Annotated in this window: 17 protein-coding genes and 1 riboswitch; of the genes, 3 read left to right on the top strand and 14 right to left on the bottom strand. The window is 64.8% G+C overall.

Annotation, left to right across the window (positions count from 1 at the left end):
- Position 1 precedes the first annotated feature (1 nt).
- Complete coding sequence (locus AC1C2O_RS06630; RefSeq protein ID WP_495429637.1) at positions 2 to 919, bottom strand: carbohydrate ABC transporter permease; 918 nt, start codon at positions 917 to 919, stop codon at positions 2 to 4.
- Positions 920 to 1,077: 158 nt separating this feature from the next.
- Here AC1C2O_RS06630 and AC1C2O_RS06625 point away from each other — a divergent pair, with 158 nt between their 5' ends.
- Positions 1,078 to 2,064, top strand: a complete 987-nt coding sequence (locus AC1C2O_RS06625; RefSeq protein ID WP_495431698.1) for a LacI family DNA-binding transcriptional regulator — start codon at positions 1,078 to 1,080, stop codon at positions 2,062 to 2,064.
- 10 nt (positions 2,065 to 2,074) lie between these two features.
- Here AC1C2O_RS06625 and AC1C2O_RS06620 read toward each other — a convergent pair whose 3' ends face one another.
- The 13 genes from AC1C2O_RS06620 to AC1C2O_RS06560 all read right to left on the bottom strand — a co-directional run bounded on the left by AC1C2O_RS06620 (position 2,075) and on the right by AC1C2O_RS06560 (position 14,629).
- Positions 2,075 to 3,304, bottom strand: coding sequence for an alpha-hydroxy acid oxidase (locus AC1C2O_RS06620; RefSeq protein ID WP_495429636.1), 1,230 nt, complete (start codon positions 3,302 to 3,304; stop codon positions 2,075 to 2,077).
- Positions 3,301 to 4,026 carry an ABC transporter ATP-binding protein gene (locus tag AC1C2O_RS06615; RefSeq protein ID WP_495429635.1) on the bottom strand — a complete coding sequence of 242 codons (726 nt, stop codon included), beginning with the start codon at positions 4,024 to 4,026 and terminating at the stop codon, positions 3,301 to 3,303. Before AC1C2O_RS06615 ends, AC1C2O_RS06620 begins: the two co-directional genes overlap by 4 nt.
- A gap of 2 nt (positions 4,027 to 4,028) precedes the next feature.
- On the bottom strand, positions 4,029 to 5,780 hold the full coding sequence (locus AC1C2O_RS06610; RefSeq protein WP_495429634.1) for a branched-chain amino acid ABC transporter ATP-binding protein/permease: 1,752 nt from the start codon (positions 5,778 to 5,780) through the stop codon (positions 4,029 to 4,031).
- Entirely contained in the window at positions 5,780 to 6,655 is an 876-nt protein-coding gene (locus tag AC1C2O_RS06605) for a branched-chain amino acid ABC transporter permease (protein WP_495429633.1), read from the bottom strand. The genes AC1C2O_RS06610 and AC1C2O_RS06605 overlap by 1 nt, the downstream gene beginning before the upstream one ends.
- Before the next feature lie 27 nt (positions 6,656 to 6,682).
- Complete coding sequence (locus tag AC1C2O_RS06600; protein WP_495429632.1) at positions 6,683 to 7,858, bottom strand: ABC transporter substrate-binding protein; 1,176 nt, start codon at positions 7,856 to 7,858, stop codon at positions 6,683 to 6,685.
- A 220-nt stretch (positions 7,859 to 8,078) separates the two neighbouring features.
- Complete coding sequence (locus AC1C2O_RS06595) at positions 8,079 to 8,432, bottom strand: Fe-S protein (protein ID WP_495429631.1); 354 nt, start codon at positions 8,430 to 8,432, stop codon at positions 8,079 to 8,081.
- Between the two features lie 175 nt (positions 8,433 to 8,607).
- Positions 8,608 to 9,084: a 6,7-dimethyl-8-ribityllumazine synthase gene (ribH, locus tag AC1C2O_RS06590; protein WP_495429630.1), complete on the bottom strand. Its 477-nt coding sequence runs from the start codon at positions 9,082 to 9,084 to the stop codon at positions 8,608 to 8,610.
- On the bottom strand, positions 9,081 to 10,355 hold the full coding sequence (gene ribA, locus AC1C2O_RS06585; RefSeq protein ID WP_495429629.1) for a GTP cyclohydrolase II: 1,275 nt from the start codon (positions 10,353 to 10,355) through the stop codon (positions 9,081 to 9,083). The genes ribH and ribA overlap by 4 nt, the downstream gene beginning before the upstream one ends.
- Positions 10,352 to 10,981: a riboflavin synthase gene (locus AC1C2O_RS06580; RefSeq protein ID WP_495429628.1), complete on the bottom strand. Its 630-nt coding sequence runs from the start codon at positions 10,979 to 10,981 to the stop codon at positions 10,352 to 10,354. The genes ribA and AC1C2O_RS06580 overlap by 4 nt, the downstream gene beginning before the upstream one ends.
- A complete protein-coding gene (gene ribD / locus AC1C2O_RS06575) occupies positions 10,981 to 12,015 on the bottom strand; it encodes a bifunctional diaminohydroxyphosphoribosylaminopyrimidine deaminase/5-amino-6-(5-phosphoribosylamino)uracil reductase RibD (protein ID WP_495429627.1) in 1,035 nt (344 codons plus the stop codon). Before ribD ends, AC1C2O_RS06580 begins: the two co-directional genes overlap by 1 nt.
- A 53-nt stretch (positions 12,016 to 12,068) precedes the next feature.
- A riboswitch (FMN riboswitch) is annotated at positions 12,069 to 12,213 on the bottom strand.
- A 77-nt stretch (positions 12,214 to 12,290) separates the two neighbouring features.
- Positions 12,291 to 13,154 (bottom strand): Fpg/Nei family DNA glycosylase, encoded by an 864-nt coding sequence (locus tag AC1C2O_RS06570; protein ID WP_495429626.1) that lies wholly within the window; start codon positions 13,152 to 13,154, stop codon positions 12,291 to 12,293.
- An 84-nt stretch (positions 13,155 to 13,238) separates the two neighbouring features.
- Complete coding sequence (locus AC1C2O_RS06565) at positions 13,239 to 13,853, bottom strand: TetR family transcriptional regulator (protein ID WP_495429625.1); 615 nt, start codon at positions 13,851 to 13,853, stop codon at positions 13,239 to 13,241.
- 206 nt (positions 13,854 to 14,059) lie between these two features.
- Positions 14,060 to 14,629 (bottom strand): GNAT family N-acetyltransferase, encoded by a 570-nt coding sequence (locus AC1C2O_RS06560; RefSeq protein ID WP_495429624.1) that lies wholly within the window; start codon positions 14,627 to 14,629, stop codon positions 14,060 to 14,062.
- A gap of 50 nt (positions 14,630 to 14,679) precedes the next feature.
- Between AC1C2O_RS06560 and mfd the strand changes: the two genes are divergently transcribed.
- Complete coding sequence (gene mfd / locus AC1C2O_RS06555; RefSeq protein WP_495429623.1) at positions 14,680 to 18,225, top strand: transcription-repair coupling factor; 3,546 nt, start codon at positions 14,680 to 14,682, stop codon at positions 18,223 to 18,225.
- Positions 18,222 to 18,932 (top strand): haloacid dehalogenase type II, encoded by a 711-nt coding sequence (locus tag AC1C2O_RS06550; protein WP_495429622.1) that lies wholly within the window; start codon positions 18,222 to 18,224, stop codon positions 18,930 to 18,932. The genes mfd and AC1C2O_RS06550 overlap by 4 nt, the downstream gene beginning before the upstream one ends.

Raw genomic sequence — 18,932 nt, 5'->3', positions numbered from 1 at the left:
TCTATCGCACCTCCGCCTTCGAGCCGCGCAGTTGAACGACGTAGGCGATCGCAGCAGTGATGATGCCCATGATGATCGCGATCGTCGCCGCGTAGTTGAACTGCTGCCCGGTGAAGGAAAGGTTGTAGGCATACATGTTCGGGGTGAAGAACGTCGTGATCACGTTCGGGGCGAGGGGGCGGAGGATGTTCGGTTCGTTGAACAGCTGGAAGCTGCCGATGATCGAGAAGATCGTGGCGATAACGAGGGCTCCGCGGACCGAGGGGATCTTGATCGAGAGGATCGTCCGCCAGGCGCCAGCACCGTCGAGGGAGGCCGCTTCGTACATCTCGGTAGGGATGGTCTTGAGCGAAGAGTAAAAGATGAGCATGTTGTAGCCGACGAACTGCCAGGTGACGATGTTGCCGATCGAGACCAGCATCCATTCCTTCGCGAACGGCGTGAGCAGATCGAATCCGAGGAAGTCGTTGAAGTTCGCGGTGAGACCGAACTGATCGCCGTAGATGTACCCCCACATCAGGACCGCGACAACCGCGGGCACCGCGTAGGGCAGGAAGATCAGGATGCGGAAGAACGATGCTCCACGCAGTCGAGCGCTGTCCAGCGCAAGGGCGGCGCCGAGTGCGAGGGCGAGCATGATCGGCACCTGCACGACGAGGAAGATCAGGACGCGGCCGAATGCCTCCCAGAACTGCGAGTCGCCGAGTGCGCGCACGTAGTTCTCGAAGCCGACGAATGATGTTCCGCCGACCAGTTTCTCCTGGAAGAAGCTGAGGTAGAGCGCGTATGCGAGCGGCGTGAGGAAGACCAGGGCGAAGACGACCATGAAGGGGCCGACGAAGGCCCAGCCCTTCCAATCGCGTTTCTCGCGGCGGGGGATGGTCGCGGTGGCGAGACCCGTGGTGATACCAGTCGTCATTGACGAGACCTTCTTTGGTTCGTGCGCACTATGCGCGATGTGTCAACGTCAACATATGCGATCCGCTGGTAGTGTGTCAACGTCAACATATGAATGGATGGTTGATCGTGTCCTTCGAATCCTCGGCAGAGCTGCCGCCACGTCGTCGTGAGCCATCGATGGAGGACGTAGCCCGTGAAGCCGGTGTCTCAGGGCAGACCGTCTCACGTGTCGTCAACGCCCGCGGCTACGTCGGCGAGGCGACCAGGGTCAAGGTGAACGCAGCCATGGCGCAGCTCGGCTATCGACCGAACAGCGCGGCCCGCGCCCTCCGTTCGGGGCGTTTCCGTGCAATTGGCGTGATCATGTTCTCGTTCAGCTCATATGGGAACCAGCGCACGCTCGATGCGATCGCCGTCCGCGCGGCGCAGATGGGGTACGCGCTGACGCTGATCCCGGTGGAGTCGAGCGCGCAGGAGACGGTGGTGGGGGCGTTCCATCGGATCGACGAACACGCGGTCGACGGCATCATCATCGTGATCGAAGCACATCAGCTCGACGAGGCCGAGGTAGAGATCCCGGAAGGATTGCCGGTCGTAATCGTCGACTCAGATCGTCGCTCCACCCACCCTTTCGTCGACACCGACCAGGCAGAGGGCGCGCGTCTGGCCACCGAACATTTGCTGGATCTCGGTCACGAGACCGTCTGGCACGTAGCCGGTCCGTTGAAGTCGTACTCTGCTGAGCGCCGTCGTGAGTCCTGGCAGATGACCCTCGAAGAACGCGGACGCCCGGTGCCCGAGGTGATGCAGGGGGACTGGAGTGCGCGATCTGGCCACGAGGCCGGTGTGCGTCTGCGGGACATCGACGGTGTAACGGCTGTGTTCGCTGCAAACGATCAGATGGCGATCGGCCTGGTGCGCGCATTCCACGAATCGGGCAGGCGGGTGCCGGTCGATGTGAGCGTGGTGGGCTTCGACGGCCTCCCGGATGCCGCGGAACTCTGGCCGCCGTTGACAACCGTGCAACAGCATCCGGAGAAGGTCGGGGCGCTCGCCGTGGACGCACTACTTGCGGAGCTGGACGGCGGGCAGCGGATTCAGACCCCGCTGGTGGGCACCGAACTCATCATCCGCGAAAGCACAGCCGCGCCGCGCGTGCGCTGAATCCGTCCGGTTATGGCCGGCCTAGACTCACTCGACCGCGAAGCTCCGACACGGTTGAGACGCCGGTCAGCTGCATCGTTCGCACGGCTTCTGCGCGCATGATCTCCAGCATTCGGTCGACGCCGCGCTCGCCGCCGGCCATCAGGCCGTACAGGTAGGCGCGCCCGACCATGCAGGCGTCTGCGCCGAGACCGAGTGCTGCGAGCACGTCTGCGCCCGAGAGGATGCCGGTGTCGAGGAAGACCTGCGCCTTGCCGTCCACGGCGTTAGCGACCTCTGGCAGCAATCGCAGGGGAGTGGGTGCGCGATCGAGCTGTCGTCCACCGTGGTTGGAGACGACGAGTGCATCAGCGCCGGCATCCACCACCTGGCGGGCATCGTCGACGGACTGGATGCCCTTCACGACGAGCTTGCCTTCCCACTGCTCACGGAGCCAGGCGAGATCGGTGAAGTTCAGCGTAGGGTCGAACATCTTCGCGACAAGTTCTGCGACCGTGCCGTCGAAAGAGCGCAGGCTCGCGAACTCGATCGGGTCGGTGGTGAGCACGTTGATCCACCAGTTCGGATGCAACGCGAAATCCCACATCGTCTTCAGATTCAGCGACGGTGGAATGGTCAGTCCGTTGCGAGAATCTCGCAACCGGTTTCCGGCGACAGGCGTGTCAACTGTGAGCACGAGGGTGTCGAAGCCGGACGCCCGCGCCTCGTCGATCAACTTCAGCGTGCCCTCGCGGTCCTTCCACAGGTACAGCTGGAACCAGTTGTCGCCAGGGGCTTCCTGCTGCAGCATCCGCGGGGAAGTGGTTCCCATCGTGGACAGGCTGTACGGAATGCCTGCGCGCGCAGCCGCACGTGCGACCGCGATTTCGCCCTCATGGTGCATCATCCGGGTGAAGCCGGTCGGCGCCAGGATGAGTGGGAACGATGCCGGACGACCGAGGATCGTCGTCGAGGTATCGACGACGCCCACATCACGCAGCACCCGTGGCGAGAACTCGACGGACGCGAACGCCGACCGTGCCCGGCGCAAGCTCAGCTCGTCCTCTGCCGCGCCGTGCACATAGTCGAACACCGACCTTGGAGTTCTCCGCCGGGCGACGCGGGCGAGATCCTTGACCGTCAGGGCCGCGCGCAGCCGTCGTTCGACGGGGTCGAGCACCGGACGGCGGAACCCGAGCAGCGGGGCGACCGCACTCCACGTGGGAACGCGGCGACGGATCTGCCGCCGTGTCGTGCTCACTTCGTGGTGCCGCCGGTGCCGAGGTATGCCTGGATGATGTCATCATCGGCCAGCAGATCGGACGCCGCGCCGGAGCGCACCACAGACCCGTTTTGCAGAATGTGCCCCTCGTCTGCGGCCTGAAGCGCCCGCCGGGCGTTCTGTTCGACCAGAAGCACAGTGGCGCCAGTGGCGCGGATCTCGGAAATCACCTTGAACACCTCATCCACGATCTTGGGCGCCAGCCCCATGGATGGTTCGTCCATCAGCACCAGGCGTGGCTGCGCGAGCATCGCTCTGGCGATCGCAAGCATCTGCTGCTCGCCACCTGAGAGGGACCCGGCCGCCAGAGCGCGGCGTTCGCCGAGCACCGGGAATCGCTGGTACATCTCATCGATCGCCGCTCCAGCGCCGCGGCCGACGGATCGGGCGCCCATCTGCATGTTCTCCGCGATGGTCATCGTCGCCAAGATCTGGCGACCCTCGGGCACCTGTACCAGCCCGCGAGGAACCAGTTTGTGCGAGCGTGTGCGGGTGATGTCATCGCCGTCGTAGGTGATGGTTCCCGATGTCGGACGAACCAGACCGGAGATGGCGTTGATAATCGACGACTTTCCGGCGCCGTTGGCGCCGACGAGTGTCACGAGCGAGCCGGGTGCGACGTCGAAGGAGACGCCGCGCACGGCCTCGACGCGCCCGTACGAGACGACAAGGTCTTTCACGCTGAGGAGTGAATCAGCCATGATCATCGGCCTCCGTCTGTGTTCGGGGCTTCGCGCGTGGCATCCGCCTCATCAGAGGCATCCGTCTCGGAGCCTTCGGAACCGTCAGCGCTCTCTGCGGAGCCGAGGTACGCGTCGATCACCCGCTCGTCCGCCGCGATCTGCTCTGGCGTGCCGTGTGCGAGCACCTCACCGAAGTTCAACACGATGATGTAATCGCAGGTGCCGAGCACCATGCCGACGTTGTGCTCGATGAAGATGATGGTCAGACCGTCTTCGGCGAGCGAGCGGATGAGGGTCGAAAGGCCCTCCGCCTCGACATGGTTCATGCCGGCGGCGGGCTCATCAAGGATCAGCAGCGACGGGTCAGCGGCGAGAGCACGTGCGATCTCCAGACGTCGCTGGTCGCCGTAGGACAGCGCCTTGGCCGTGACATCCGCCTTCTCGAGCAGTCCCACGCGCCGAAGGCACCGTGCGGCGTGCTCAAGTGCCAGACGCTCATCGCGGCGTGCAGATCGCAGCCAGAGCAAGCGGCGCAGGAACGTCGGCTTGGCGACCAGGTGTGCGCCGATGAGAACGTTCTCGAGCGCAGTGAGGCGATTGAACAGCTTGGAATGCTGGAAGGTGCGCGTCACACCGGCCGCGGCGAATTTGTGCACCGGCGTCTTGCCGATCTGCACGCCGAGCACGGTCGCCGTCCCCGCAGACGGCGGAATCAGGCCGCTGATCATGTTGACCAGCGTGGTCTTGCCTGCGCCGTTGGGGCCGATCAGACCGACGACCTGGCCACTGCGCACGGTGAGGTCGACGCCGCGCACAGCGTGCACGCCGCCGTACTCCTTCGATAGGCCCTTCAGCTCGGCGATGACCTCGCCCGCGGCGGGGTGGCTGCGGCCGGTGGCAGGTGCATCAACGTCGAGCGCGCTCACATCGATGCGCTGCTTGCGGCGCGGGATCAGGCTGGCGATGCCACCCGGCAGATACAGGATGACGATGAGCAGCAGCAGGCCAGAAAGGAATGGACGGATCCAGCCTGCCTCGATTCCGATCATGCGCTGGATCTCGGGAAGAAGTGTCTGGAACCCGCTGCCGAGGATCGGGCCGAAGAAGTTCGCCGTTCCACCGACCACTGCGGTGACCAGTCCGTCGATCGCGGTCTCGAAGGCGAAATCCTCCGGTGCGATGAGGCGCATGTAATACGCCCACATGACGCCGTAGAGACCTGCCAGCACGCCAGCGGAGACGAATGCGGTCAGGCGGTGGCCGCCGACGTTGATGCCGATCGAGCGGGCGGCGAGCTCGTCTTCACGGATCGCCTCCAGGGCGCGACCGTAGCGGGAGCGGGTCTGACGCCAGAACCAGTAGGCGACGATGATGAGCACGATCCAGGCGATCAATGGCGTCATGATCTTGGGCACCGACATGCCCTGGGCGCCGCCAGTCCACTCGGCGTTCAGGATGAAGATGCGCATTGCCTCGGCGAATCCGAGCGTTGCAATTGCGAGGAACACGCCGCGCAGCTTCATCGTCGGCAGGCCGAGGATGAGCGCGGCCAGAGCGCCGACGACCATGCCGACGAACATCGAGAACAGCAGCGTCGGGATCGGACCCCACTCGGTCGGTGCAGGCGCGATGCTGGCGGCGACGAATGCCGACAGACCTGCGAACCCGGCCTGGGCGAGGCTGAGCTGGCCGGCGATGAGAACCGCGTAGAACGAGAACGCGAAAACGCCGTTCATCGCGATGAAGACGAGAGTCGACTCGGTGAAGAACATCAGACTTCTCGGACTTTCCGCTTGCCGAACAGCCCCTGTGGCCTGACCAGAAGGATCAGGAACAGCAGGGCGAAAGCGATGAGGTCACGCCAGCTCGATCCGATGTACTGGATCGTGAACACCTCCGCGATTCCGAGTATCAATCCGCCGACCAGCGCCCCGGGTAGGGATCCCATGCCGCCGACGATGATGACGGCGAGACCCTTCAGCTCGATCGCCGTTCCCATGCCGAGCTGCGCGCTGTTGACGTTCAGGGCAAACAGCACGCCCGCCACCGCGCCGAGCGCGGTGGAGATCGCGAACGTCATCGAGGTCACCCGGTCGACATTCACACCGAGCACTCGGGCGGCAGCGGGGTTCTCCGCGACCGCCCGCATCGAACGGCCAAGAGACGATCGCTTCACCAGAATCGTGAGCGCGATCATCAGACCGAGCGAGACGGCGAGGATCGCGAGCTGAAGGTAGCTCGCGGTAACCCCGCCGATCTCAACGGAGTCGTCCGACACAGTGCCCGCGGGGAAGCGTCGCGTGTTCGGGCCGAAGAAGGCCTGCAGCAGCGCAATCACCATCCCACCCAGCGCGATCGACGAGATCAGCCCGGCGAAGTGCGCGTCCGGCCGATCCCTGAGCGGCCGGAAGGCGATGCGCTCGATGAGTAGACCCAGGATCCCGCCGAACAGGAACACCAGGATCAGCACGACGCCGATCGGTAGGTCATAGGCATCGGTGAGCCAGATTCCCACGAACGCTGAAGCGGCGAACGCCGAAGGGTGGGCCAGGTTCAGTCGATCCAGGATGCCGAACACCAGGGTGAACCCGATGGCGAACAGCGCATAGATCGAACCGAGGAACAGGCCGTTGAGCAGTTGCTGCATGGTGCTTCCTCAGGGAGGGGGAGTCGGTCAGTTCATGACCGTGAAAGAGCCATCCTTGACGATCTGCACGACCGCGGGGTGCTCGGCGTCACGGTCGGCGTTGATGGTCAGCGAGCCCAGCGGGGTCGCGAGATCCTTCACCTGGGTGAGGCCGTCCTGCACGTCAGTGCGCTCGCCGGAGCAGTTCATGCGGACCGCGTGGTCGATGACCTTCAGGCCGGTGTATGCCTGGGCCGCGAACTGGTCGGGCGCCGAGTCGTACTTCTCCTCGAATGCCGCCATGAAGTCGGTGTTCTCGGGACTGTCGGATGCCGAGTTCCAGGCAGCACCGACGATGACGCCTTCGGCAGCGTCGCCGGCGTCTGCCATCAGCTGGGGGTTGTTGAAGCCGTTGCCGCCGATGATGGGCTGGTCGATGCCGAGTTCGCGGGCCTGGGTGACAAGCGGGATGGCTGCCTCGATGAGAGCCGAGACGACGATCGCGTCGGGCTTGAGCTCCTTCGCGGCCGTCAGCAGGCTGCGGAAGTCGGTGTCGCTGACCGAGAAGGTCAGGGTGTCGAGGATCTCGACGCCCTGCTCTTCGAGAGAGGACGACATGACGTCGTAGCCGGACTCGGTGAATGCGTCGTCGTTGCTGTACATCACGACGACCTTCTCGAGGCCGAGCTTTTCGGTGGCAGCCTCGATCGTCTGCGGGATGACCTGGCCCTCCGTGAGCGAGTCGCGGAAGACGAAGTCACCCTGGGCGGTAATGCCCTCGGCAGTGTTCGAGATCGCGAGCACCGGGAGGCCGGCTTCCTGTGCGACGGGCTGTGCCTGGAAAGCGGTGTTGGAGAGGGTCGGGCCGATGACGACGCTGGTGCCGTTGCCGGCGAACCCCTCGAAGACGCTGATGGCCTGACGCGGGTCGGTGCCATCATCTTCGATCGTGAGGTCGTAGGCGACTCCCTCGCCGGCGTTGAGCTCTTCCAGCGCGAGTTCGAGACCCTTCTGCTGTGACTCGCCGTAGCTGGCGGCACCGCCGGTCAGGCTCAGCGCCGCACCCACGGGGACGGTCCCGTCGATCACGCAGCTGTCGCCGCTACCGGAGCCCTTCAGCGCACCGGCGTCACCACCGGACTCACCGCCGTCACCGGCGGCGCAGCCGGTGAGTACGAGTGCGGTAGCAGAAAGGACGACGGCGGTACGAAGCAGATAGCGCATGAGATTCTCCGAACGTGAGGCATGGATGAATTAGCCGCAGATCGGTTCCAGCCCAATATTGGTGGAGCGTCTCGTGTGGGTGCGCGCCTCAGCCTCGGTGATGGGCGCGCGTTACGGCAACGGGTCGATTATAGGGAAGATGCAGTGGTTGCTGTCGGCGGCTGCGGCCTGTCGTCACGAGCGATGCGCGACTGTTATCCGCGAGGCGCCATCAGCGCTATCAGTTCCAGAGAACAGCAATACCCGCGTTGACGAGGGTGAGGATGCCGACGAGCCAGAACAGCGCGGGCGCGACGCTGCCGGTCTTGCGCTGCTTGGATGTGCCGATGCCGAGCAGGGCACCGATGACGAGCAGCACGACGAGCTTCACACCGATCTTGGCGTAGTTCATCTCACCCTCGATGCCCCACGGGGCGGCGAGGATCAGGCCGGCGACGGCCGCGATGCTCAGGCCGATGCTCATCAAGCGGGTGAATTCACGCTTGCCGCCGAAGGCCTGCACAGCCCAGGCTCCGAAGAGCGTGGCGAAGCCGATGAGGTGGATGAAAACGACGACGTGGCGCAGGATTTCCATGCCCTCAGAGTAGGCCTGACCCCGGATTTCCGCCAGCAAGGGGAGACTCACCTGTGCGCTACCCACGGCACACCTGCAGGTCCGATGCACGGATGCAGGGCGAAACGCCGAGGAATCGCCCTGCAGGTGTGATTTGGCCCTGCAAGTGTGCCGGCCCAGTCAGCGGGCGTGCGGCTCAGCCGCGAAGTGTCTTGAGGACCAGGGCCGTCCGCAGTGCGGCATCCGCAGCCTCGGCGCCCTTGTCTTCCTTCGATCCCTCGATGCCGGCACGGTCCAGTCCCTGCTTCTCGTCATCCAGGGTCAGCAGACCGAAGCCGACCGGCTTGCCGGCATCCAACGACACTCGGGTGAGGCCGTCGGTCGCCGCCGCCGACACGTACTCGAAGTGCGGGGTGCCACCGCGGATGATGACGCCGAGGGCGACGACGGCATCCGCTCCACCGGCGAATGCGGCTTGGGCCGCGACCGCCAGTTCGAATGACCCAGGCACGCGCACGAGCCGGTGCGTTGCGCGCGCCGCGTTGAGTACCCGCTCGGCCCCCGCGATCAACCCATCGGTGATCACGTCGTGCCAGGTGCCGGCGATGATGACGACGTTCAGTCCCGTCGCGTCAATCTGACCCGCTGCTGTGGGGGCTCCTGCGCCGCTCATGCGTTGTCCTTTCCGAGGGCGAGCGCAGCAGCCAGATCGGCGTCGCCGATGATGTGGCCCATGCGGTCACGCTTGGTCTCGAGATACTGGTGGTTGTTTGGTCCGACGCCGACGATCAGCGGCACCTGCTCGATGACGTCGAGGCCGAGTTCGCGCAGCTGGTTCACCTTGTCGGTGTTGTTGGTCAGCAGACGGATCTTCGAGATGCCCAGATCACCAAGGATGCCGGCCGCCGCCGCATATTCGCGAGCATCTGCGGGCAAGCCGAGGGCGAGGTTCGCATCGACGGTGTCGAGTCCCTCTTCCTGAAGACTGTAGGCCCGCAGCTTGTTGATGAGACCGATGCCTCGACCCTCGTGGCCGCGCATGTAGATCACGACGCCACCGTCCTTCTCGATCGCGTTGAGCGCGGCGTCCAGCTGTGGACCGCACTCGCACTTCAGCGATCCGAATGCCTCACCGGTCAAACACTCCGAGTGCACGCGCACGAGAGCCGTGTCACCCAGTTCTCCCGATACGACTGCGATGTGATCGGTTCCGGTCACGCGGTCCTTGTAGGCGAGGAACCGGAAGGTGCCATGTGAGGTCGGCACCGTGGCATCCGCTCGCAGACTCACGCGACGGCGGCCCTCTCGTGACGAGGTCACGGGGGCATCCAGTGGGTCGATCTCGTTGAGATGCGCGATCAGCTGTTCGATCGTGATGACCGGCACGCTGTCACGCTCACCCAGTTCGATGAGGCCAGGCATGCGCATCATGCTGCCGTCCTCGGCAACGACCTCGGCGATCGCGCCGACCGGCTGCAGGCCAGCAAGTCGCATGAGATCCACGGCGGCCTCGGTGTGCCCGCTGCGTTCGCGCACGCCGCCGTCGACGGCGCGCAGCGGCAGCACGTGACCAGGCCGGATGACACTGGTCGACGTCGAGGCCGGATTCGCGAGCACATTCAGCGTGTGTGCGCGGTCGTGGGCGCTGATGCCGGTTGTGACTCCCTCAGCGGCATCCACACTGACGGTGTAGGCGGTCGAGCGAGCGTCCTCATTGGTCTCCACCATCGGCGGAAGGTTCAGCGTGTCGGCCAGATCGGCCGGCATCGGTGCGCAGATGAAACCGGATGACCAGCGCACAGTCCACGCGACCCATTCCGGGGTGGCGAGTTCGGCCGAGAGGATGACGTCGCCCTCGTTCTCACGGTTCTCATCATCAGCGACAAGGACCGGACGGCCCGCACGCAGCGACTCAAGGGCTTCTTCGATAGTGGAAAGGCTCATCGCGAGCCTCCTTCCGAGATAGCCCGAAACGCGAGCAGGCGCTCGACGTGACGGGCGAGGATGTCGGTTTCAAGGTTCACGCGGTCGCCGACGATGCGGGATCCGAGAGTAGTGGCGGTGAGCGTCTCCGGGATAAGGGAGATTTCGAACCACGCGTCATCCGCTGAGGCTGCGCTCACTGCGCTCACGGTGAGCGAGGTGCCGTCGACGGAGATGGATCCCTTGTCGACGACCAGAGGGGCCAGATCTGTGGGCAGCGAGATGCGCAGCACGCTCCACTCGGCGCCAGGACGCACGTCGACCACAACGCCGGTGCCGTCGACGTGGCCCTGGACGATGTGACCGCCGAGCCGTGCGCCGACCGGCATCGCCTTCTCGATGTTGACCTTCGTGCCCACGGACGCCGTGGCAAGTGCCGATACATCGAGCGTTTGCTTCATGACGTCGGTGTCGAAGGTGTCTGCGCTCGAGCCGACGACCGTCAGGCAGACTCCGGACACTGCTATGGACTCGCCGTGCACGGGGTCGTGCGTCGCCTTCGGCGCGCGAACTGTGAGGCGCCAGCCGTCACCCGACGGTGCGATGGCGGTGATCTCACCGATCTCCTCGATGATTCCGGTGAACATCAGCGGACTCCTTCGTTCTGCGGTTCTGTGAAATGGGCGACGGCAAGCATGTCGGGCCCGAGCGGAATCCACTCGTCGATCGTGAGCCGGCGCGCGTCGTCGATGGTGGGCACACCAATGTCGGCGAGTGCGAGACGATCGCCGCCCAGCAAGACCGGTGCGATGTATGCGAGCACGCTATCGGCGAGTCCGGCCGCGATGAATGCGCTGGCGAGCGTCGGGCCGCCCTCGATGAAGACGCGGTGGATGCCGCGGCCATGAAGGTCAGTGACCACTGCGTGCAGGTCGTGGGTGTCGTAGAAGAGGGACTCATGGGGGTGACGGCGTACGGCTGCATCCGCCGGGGTTGCACGCGAGCCGATGATCACCGGGATTGGCTGATGCGCGTACAGGGCGTCGCCGTCGCGTGCAGTCAGCGCGGGGTCATCGGCGAGTACGGTTCCGGTACCCACGACGATCGCGTCTGCTTCTGCGCGTCGGCGATGCACATCGGCGCGGGCGACGGGTCCGGTGATCCACTGGCTCGTACCGTCATTCGCGGCTGCGCGCCCGTCGAGACTCTGCGCCCATTTCACTGTGACGTGCGGGCGGCCCAGCCTGTGTGCGGTCAACCAATCGGCGATCATGGCGTGGGCAGCGTCAGACTGCTCACCGGATTCGACCTCGACCCCGGCGTTCCGAAGTCGCTCGGCTCCGCCGCCGGAGACAGCACCCGGATCATCGAGCGAGTAGATGACGCGCGAAATCCCCGCATTGATGAGGGCGAGAGCACACGGGCCGGTGCGGCCAGTGTGATTGCAGGGCTCGAGGGTGACGACCGCTGTCGCGCCGCGCGCAGCTCCTTCAGGAAGCTTCGACAGCGCGTCGACTTCAGCGTGCGGCGTGCCAGCGCCGTGGTGCCAACCCTCGGCGAGGATCTCGCCGCTGGGGGAGAGGATGACTGCGCCGACCTGAGGGTTGACGCCCCGGGGGCCGCGCATTGCGAGTGCGAGCGCGCGCATCATCGCGTGGCGTTCTGTCTCGTGCACTGTCATCCGTCGTCCCTTGGTTTCTCACTCCGGGGGTGACAGACGGCGCGCTCGCGCGCATCGTGCTGCCTCCCTTCCGGACTAGCGAGATTTCTCTCGCATCACCGTCGGTACCGGAATTTCACCGGATCGGCACTTCGGAAAACCGAAGCGCTCGCGGACTGTCACCGCCGGTTCGGATTCTCACCGACCCCGGAGCACGTTGATGCTCAGTGTACTCAACACGCTCGCGCGCATTTCATTCCGTGTCCGGTCCATCGATTCCTGAACCCGCCGAGGGATCACTTCAACAGTCGCGAAAGCCGTCGATCGGCGAGTGGTTTCCCACCGGTCTGACAGGTGGGGCAGTACTCCAACGACCTGTCGGCAAAGAACACGCTGCGCACAGTGTCGCCGCAGACCGGGCAGGCCTCACCCCGTCGAGCGTGCACCTGCATCCCTCGTCGTTTGGCATCCTTCAGATCGGCCGGCGGCTTCCCGGATGCTGCGGCCACAGCATCCTTAAGCGTCGCCTTCATCGCGATGAACAGGCGCTCGGTCTCGTCATCGCCGAGCGTCGCGGCGATCGCATACGGGGACATGCGTGCGGCGTGCAGAATCTCATCCGAGTAGGCGTTGCCGATACCTGCGATCACGGACTGGTCGCGCAGGAGGCCCTTGATCTGCGTGCGACGACCTTCCAACAGAGCTGCGAATGTGGATCGGTCGAACGACTCGTCCAGCGGATCCGGACCGAGCCGGACGATGCCCGGCACATCCTGCGGATCACGCACCACATAAACGGCGAGTGACTTTTTCGTCCCCGCCTCTGTGAGATCGAACCCGCTGTCGTCATTGAGGGCGACGCGGAGCGCTATCGGTGACTTCCCCGGCTTGATCAGCGTCGTCGGCAGCAGTTCATACCAGCGCAGCCAGCCCGCCTTGGCGAGATGGAACACGAGATGAAGGTCTTCGCCGCAAGAGAGCACGATGAACTTGCCGAGACGAGCGGATGCCGTGATCGTCGCCCCGTGCAGGGCAGTGTTCGGCGGGTCGTAGGTCTTCAGCGCAGCAATGGCGCCGATGCTCGTGCGTGTAATCGTGCGTCCGACGGCGCGCTCGCCGAGGAACGTGACGAGCCCCTGAACCTCCGGCATCTCCGGCATGTCTTCATCATGTCACCGGCATCCGACAGGAGGGAAGACTGTCCAGTGGCGTTGCTGTGCACAGCGAGCGAGGCCCGACGTGCGTCAGACCGCGCCGTGTAACAGTCGGATGCTGGCGATCTCGACCCGCTTGATGGCGTCGAGATCGCCGCGCAGGAGCGCGATCAGAGAGTTGAGGAAGATGCCGTCGAACAGGGCGTACGCGGAGACAGCGTCGACAGTGGGCGTTGCGTTCTCGAGTTCGCAGTAGCGTTCGATCACGGCCCACACCATATCGCTGAGGAGTTTGTCGATCGCGATGATCGTGTCGCGGAAACCGATGTCGAAGAGCGACTGGTTGCGCAGGTCGTACCAGAGACGGTGCATGTCGGCTTCATCGCGGAGAGTCGCTGACATTTCTGCCCCGAATCGCTCGGCGAGTTCGGTCCCGGTGCGGGACGTCTCGACGATCTCGTCATAGCGTCTGGCGCACTCCGACTTGTACTGCCAGATCGCCTGGCCGATCAGATCGTCCTTGTCCTGAAAGTAGTAGTGCAGGATGCCGAGGGAGAGACTCGTGTGGGCGGCGACGTCTCGCAGTCCGGTTTGCGCGAAGCCACGGGCAGCAACTGCAGCGAGCGCGGCGTCCGCGAGCTCGTGTCGTCGTCGCGCGAACTTGTCGAGACCCGACTTGTCTGCGCGCACACTGACGCCGCTCATCTCTCCTCCTCCAACAGCGATGTGGAAGCGATCATACCCCCGATCACGTCGGGAATCGAGTGGTCTGAACGGGTGTCCAGGTTCTCCTTGTCACGTGTCCAGAAATCTGCTCGCCGCCGTCGCCCTTGCCGATTCGCTGGCTCTGCGGCCCCCCTTGGCTCGGCAGCGAGCGCGTAGTGATGCTTTATGACCGGATCGGCTCGTGATCAGGGCTGAAGGATCGCCCACTCGACCGGAGCGCGGTCATCATCGCGCAGAAGCCCCGCGACCCAGCCATCGTCACGACCACGCGGGCTGGTGAGCGCCTTCCGCATCAGCCCTTCGTAGTGGAAGCCGAGGGCGCGCGCCGTGCGTGCGGAAGGGATGTTGCCGGCAACGGCGCGCCAGGCGATGCGGGCGAGTTTCAGCTCGGTAAAGGCCCAGTCGATCACGGCGAGTGACGCCTCGACCATGAATCCCCGGCCTCGCGACTCGGCTGTCGCCCAGAACCCGATCTCAGTCGATCCGCCGCTGGCGTGCGGGGTGATGTGATGCAGGCCGATCATTCCGACGAGCACCTCGTGATGGAAGACGCCCCAGACGCTCTCTTCTCCGGATTCCCACGACTCGGTGACCAGCTTCACGAAGCCTTCGCCGTGTTCACGCGTGTACGGGCTCGGAACGGTGGTCCACCGGGGGATCTCCGGATCCTGACACGCTGCCGTGATCGCATCGACGTCAGCGGTGGCGGGGGCGCGGAGGGTGAGGCGTTCCGTGTGCAGCGTGACCTGTTCCATCACGGCATCATATGAGAGCCGCTGTCTGAGGCGCGCATTAGACTCTTCAGGTGACTGTTCCGGGGATTCTCCGCGCCTTGGAAAGGGCGACTCTGTACCACGACGCCCTCGCCTGGGCGCAGACCGACGCTGACCTCGGCCTCGTCGACGGCCTCGACGCGCCGACGATCGCGGGGCTGTTGGAGAAACGCACTAGCGCGGGGCATCCCGCATCCATGCTCGTCATTGCACCCACCGGGCGACGAGCGGAATCTCTCGCGGCGGCGCTCGGCTCCTATGTGCCGGATGCCGAGATCCTGAGCTTTCCTGCATGGGAGACGCTGCCGCATGAGCGATTGAGTCCGAGTCCTGACACGGTTGGCCGACGCCTCGAGACGCTCCGCCGCATCACGACCTGGGAGGGCCCACGTCCGCTCATCGTCGTCGCCTCGGTGCGCGCAGCGTTGCAGCCGATCGCCAGCAACCTCGGCGACACCGCGCCGCTGGCGCTCGTTCTCGGCGGTCGTGACCTCGAACTGGACGACGCCGTCGAGCAGCTTGTCGAGCGCGCATACTCGCGCGTCGACATGGTGTCGCGTCGCGGTGAATTCGCCGTGCGCGGCGGCATCCTCGATGTGTTCCCTCCGACGAGCGAGCATCCGTATCGCGTCGAGTTCTTCGGCGACGAGATCGACCAAATACGTGCATTCTCGATTGCGGATCAACGATCGCTGCCCGGTGATGTCGACCGAGTGGATCTGCCTGCGACCCGTGAGTTGCTGCTCACGGCGGAGGTGCGCGATCGTGCGCGCGCGCTCATCGCCGGTTTCCCCGCGATCGCCGGGATGCTGGAGAAGATGGCAGAGGGCATCCCCGTCGAAGGTATGGAATCGCTGCTGCCCGCGGTCTCCGGCCCGCTGAAGTCGCTCGCCGAATACTTCCCGCCTGGCACAGCGACAGCCCTCGTTGACCCCGAGCGCTCGAGCGCCAGGGCGCAGAGCCTCGGCGACACGAACCGTGAGTTCCTCGATGCCGCGTGGAGTGCAGCGACATCTGGAGCATCCGCGCCGATCGATCTTGGTGCCGGTGACTTCCTCACCGTCGCGCGCCTGCGCGAGATCGTCCGTGAGCGCGACGGCGTCTGGTGGCGGTTCAGTCCATTCGCGACCGACGACGCGGATGCCGCGAACATCGACTCATCGATCATCCCGTCTTTCCATGGCAACGTCGACGGCGCGATCGATTTCGTCGCGTCCCGCCTCAGCGACGGCTGGCGAGTGGTCGTCGTCGCCTCCGGCACGGGACTTGTCGACCGCGCCAGGGATGTGCTCTCCGACCGCGGCCTCGCCGCTCGTATCGTTGACACGCTCATTGACGCCCCGGACCCTGGCGTCGCGACTCTTGTGCTCGGCGCGCTCGAATCCGGATTCCAAGTGCCGGAGGCGAAGCTCGCAGTCCTGACCGACAACGAGTTTTACGGCCGTACGATCAGCGGAGACCAGCGGGTCGTCAAGAAGCTCGCCTCGCGTCGCAAGAACGTCGTCGACCCGCTGCAGCTCAAAAACGGCGACCACGTCGTGCATGCCACACACGGCATCGCACGCTTCGTCGAGATGACAAAGCGCGAAGTCTCCTCCGGTGGGCGAAACCCCACGAAGACGACCCGCGACTACTTGGTGCTGGAATACGCGCCGTCCAAGCGCGGGTTCCCCGGCGACAAGCTTTACGTGCCCACGGATCAGCTCGATCTGCTCTCGAAATACGTCGGCGGGGAGGCGCCCACGCTCTCGAAGATGGGCGGTAGCGACTGGTCCGCGGCGAAGGGCAAAGCACGCCGCGCTGTACGCGACATTGCCGTCGAGCTCGTGAAGCTGTACTCGGCGCGCATGTCGGCGAAGGGCCACGCATTCGGCCCCGATACCCCCTGGCAGCGGGAGTTGGAAGAGGCATTTCCGTTCGCGGAGACCCCAGATCAGCTGCAGACGATCGACGAGATCAAAGCCGACATGGAAAAGCCGATCCCGATGGATCGGCTGCTTTCCGGAGACGTCGGCTTCGGCAAGACTGAGGTCGCAGTGCGGGCTGCGTTCAAGGCAATTCAGGACGGCAAGCAGGTCGCCATGCTCGTGCCGACCACGCTGCTGGTCAAGCAGCACATCGAGACGTTCACCGAGCGCTTCGCCGGGTTCCCGGTGAAGGTTCGGGCGCTGTCGCGCTTCCAGACTGACAAGGACGCCCGCCTCACGCTCGAGGGGCTGCTCGCCGGCTCGGTCGACATGGTCATCGGCACGCACCGGATCCTCACTGATCAGGTCATGTTCAAGGATCTGGGCCTGCTCATCATCGACGAGGAGCAGCGCTTCGGTGTCGAACACAAGGACAAGCTGAAGAAGCTGAAGACGAACGTCGACATCCTTGCGATGAGTGCCACGCCGATCCCGCGCACACTCGAGATGGCAGTCACCGGCATCCGCGAGATGTCAACGCTGGCGACGCCGCCGGAGGACAGGCATCCGATTCTTTCCTTCGTGGGCCCCCGCAGCGACAAACAGATGGCCGCGGCGATCAGGCGCGAGATTCTGCGTGAGGGGCAGATCTTCTTCGTTCACAACCGGGTGCAGTCGATTCAGCGAGTGGCGAGCGAGCTCGCCGAACTCGTGCCGGAGGCGAGAATCGGCGTCGCTCATGGACAGATGGGCGAGCACCAGCTCGAGCAGGTCGTCGACGACTTCTGGGAGCGCAAATTCGACGTGCTCGTCTCGACCACGATCGTCGAGACTGGCCTCGACATCTCGAACGCGAACACGATCATCATCGACAAGGCGGATAAATACGGCCTCAGCCAGCTGCACCAGCTGCGTGGGCGCGTCGGTCGCGGTCGTGAGCGGGCATACGCATACTTCCTTTACGACGATTCGAAGCCGCTTTCGGAGACGGCCGCTGACCGTCTGCAGACGATCGCCGTGAACAACGAGCTCGGCTCAGGAATGCAGGTGGCGCTGAAGGACCTCGAGCTGCGCGGTGCGGGCAACATGCTCGGCGGCGAGCAGGCGGGTCACATCGCCGGTGTCGGGTTCGACCTCTATCTGCGGATGGTCGGCGAAGCCGTTGCGACGTTCCGCGGCGAGGATGTTGAGACCGGTAACGAGCTGCGAATGGAGTTGCCGGTGGATGCCCGCATCCCCGAGACCTACATCGACAGCGAGCGCCTGCGCCTTGAGGCATATCAGAAGCTGTCTGCGGCGGCTGCGGCGACTGCGAAGGATGACGCCATCGACCTCGTGATTGAGGAGCTCACCGATCGCTACGGCACCGCTCCTGAAGAGGTCGAGGGGCTCATCAAGATCGCGCGCCTGCGCCGACGTGCGGCCAAGGCCGGGCTCAGCGATGTCGTGGTGATGGGCTCGAATCTGCGGGTCGCACCGGCGCACTTCGAAGATTCGATGAAGGTGCGGTTGCAGCGTCTGTATCCCACAGCGAAGCTCGTTGCCGGGGGAGAAGCGCTCGTCGTGCCGTTGCCTCGGCCCAGCGGTGAAGCGCCGACCGATGCGCAGCTGCTGGAGTGGGTGGGCATGCTGTTCACTGCGATGTTCCCCGAGCCGGTCGCCGTGAAATGACAGGCAGCGCTTTCGTTCGAGAGACCCTGGTCTTCGACGTGCTCGGTACGCTCGTGGATCAACGGGGGAGTCTGCTCGAACAGATGACGTCGGTTATTGCGGCAGGTGAGGACGCGATGGGCCCTGCGCTGTCCTCGTGGCTCGCGCACGTCGAAGCGCAGCAGGAGGAGATCGTCGCCGATCGGCGTGCCTTCGTGAGCAGTGACATCCTGGATCGCGAAGCGCTCGACGAATTGGCCAGGACCTGGGCCTTCAAACCGGGGCGAAGCGTGTCAGATCTCTACGCCGCGGGTGAGCGCCTCACCCCATGGCACGACACGATCGAAGGCGTCAACCGACTGGCGAAGGTCATGACGGTCATGGGCCTGTCCAACGCGAGCAGAAAGTCGCTCGCCGGTCTCAGCTCTCACGCTGGATTGAGGTGGCATCAGATCATCTCCGGCGAGGATGTGCAGAGCTACAAGCCTGCTCCGCGGATCTATGAGGCCGCCATCGCGAGCGTTCCGTCCGACTCGCGGCCCCCGATCATGGTCGCGGCGCACGCCTGGGACCTCCGCGCTGCGGCAGCGGTGGGAATGCGCACTGCGTATGTTCCTCGTCCGAACGGCGACGCGCCGACGGTCCGGGACGACTTCACGTACTACGCCGAGAACCTCCACGATCTGCACCGGCAACTCTTGAGTGGGAATGCGGCAGCCATCGCATAG

This window comes from Microbacterium sp. Y355, assembly GCF_059445345.1.
This window is presented reverse-complemented; position numbering and strand designations above follow the sequence as displayed.

What these genes read in the sequence shown, in the direction of transcription:
- AC1C2O_RS06630 (WP_495429637.1), bottom strand. Translation starts at nt 919, where the DNA reads ATGACGACTGGTATCACCACGGGTCTCGCCACCGCGACCATCCCCCGC.
- AC1C2O_RS06625 (WP_495431698.1), top strand. Translation starts at nt 1,078, where the DNA reads ATGGAGGACGTAGCCCGTGAAGCCGGTGTCTCAGGGCAGACCGTCTCA.
- AC1C2O_RS06615 (WP_495429635.1), bottom strand. Translation starts at nt 4,026, where the DNA reads ATGGCTGATTCACTCCTCAGCGTGAAAGACCTTGTCGTCTCGTACGGG.
- AC1C2O_RS06610 (WP_495429634.1), bottom strand. Translation starts at nt 5,780, where the DNA reads ATGTTCTTCACCGAGTCGACTCTCGTCTTCATCGCGATGAACGGCGTT.
- AC1C2O_RS06605 (WP_495429633.1), bottom strand. Translation starts at nt 6,655, where the DNA reads ATGCAGCAACTGCTCAACGGCCTGTTCCTCGGTTCGATCTATGCGCTG.
- AC1C2O_RS06600 (WP_495429632.1), bottom strand. Translation starts at nt 7,858, where the DNA reads ATGCGCTATCTGCTTCGTACCGCCGTCGTCCTTTCTGCTACCGCACTC.
- AC1C2O_RS06595 (WP_495429631.1), bottom strand. Translation starts at nt 8,432, where the DNA reads ATGGAAATCCTGCGCCACGTCGTCGTTTTCATCCACCTCATCGGCTTC.
- ribH (WP_495429630.1), bottom strand. Translation starts at nt 9,084, where the DNA reads ATGAGCGGCGCAGGAGCCCCCACAGCAGCGGGTCAGATTGACGCGACG.
- ribA (WP_495429629.1), bottom strand. Translation starts at nt 10,355, where the DNA reads ATGAGCCTTTCCACTATCGAAGAAGCCCTTGAGTCGCTGCGTGCGGGC.
- AC1C2O_RS06580 (WP_495429628.1), bottom strand. Translation starts at nt 10,981, where the DNA reads ATGTTCACCGGAATCATCGAGGAGATCGGTGAGATCACCGCCATCGCA.
- ribD (WP_495429627.1), bottom strand. Translation starts at nt 12,015, where the DNA reads ATGACAGTGCACGAGACAGAACGCCACGCGATGATGCGCGCGCTCGCA.
- AC1C2O_RS06570 (WP_495429626.1), bottom strand. Translation starts at nt 13,154, where the DNA reads ATGCCGGAGATGCCGGAGGTTCAGGGGCTCGTCACGTTCCTCGGCGAG.
- AC1C2O_RS06565 (WP_495429625.1), bottom strand. Translation starts at nt 13,853, where the DNA reads ATGAGCGGCGTCAGTGTGCGCGCAGACAAGTCGGGTCTCGACAAGTTC.
- AC1C2O_RS06560 (WP_495429624.1), bottom strand. Translation starts at nt 14,629, where the DNA reads ATGGAACAGGTCACGCTGCACACGGAACGCCTCACCCTCCGCGCCCCC.
- AC1C2O_RS06550 (WP_495429622.1), top strand. Translation starts at nt 18,222, where the DNA reads ATGACAGGCAGCGCTTTCGTTCGAGAGACCCTGGTCTTCGACGTGCTC.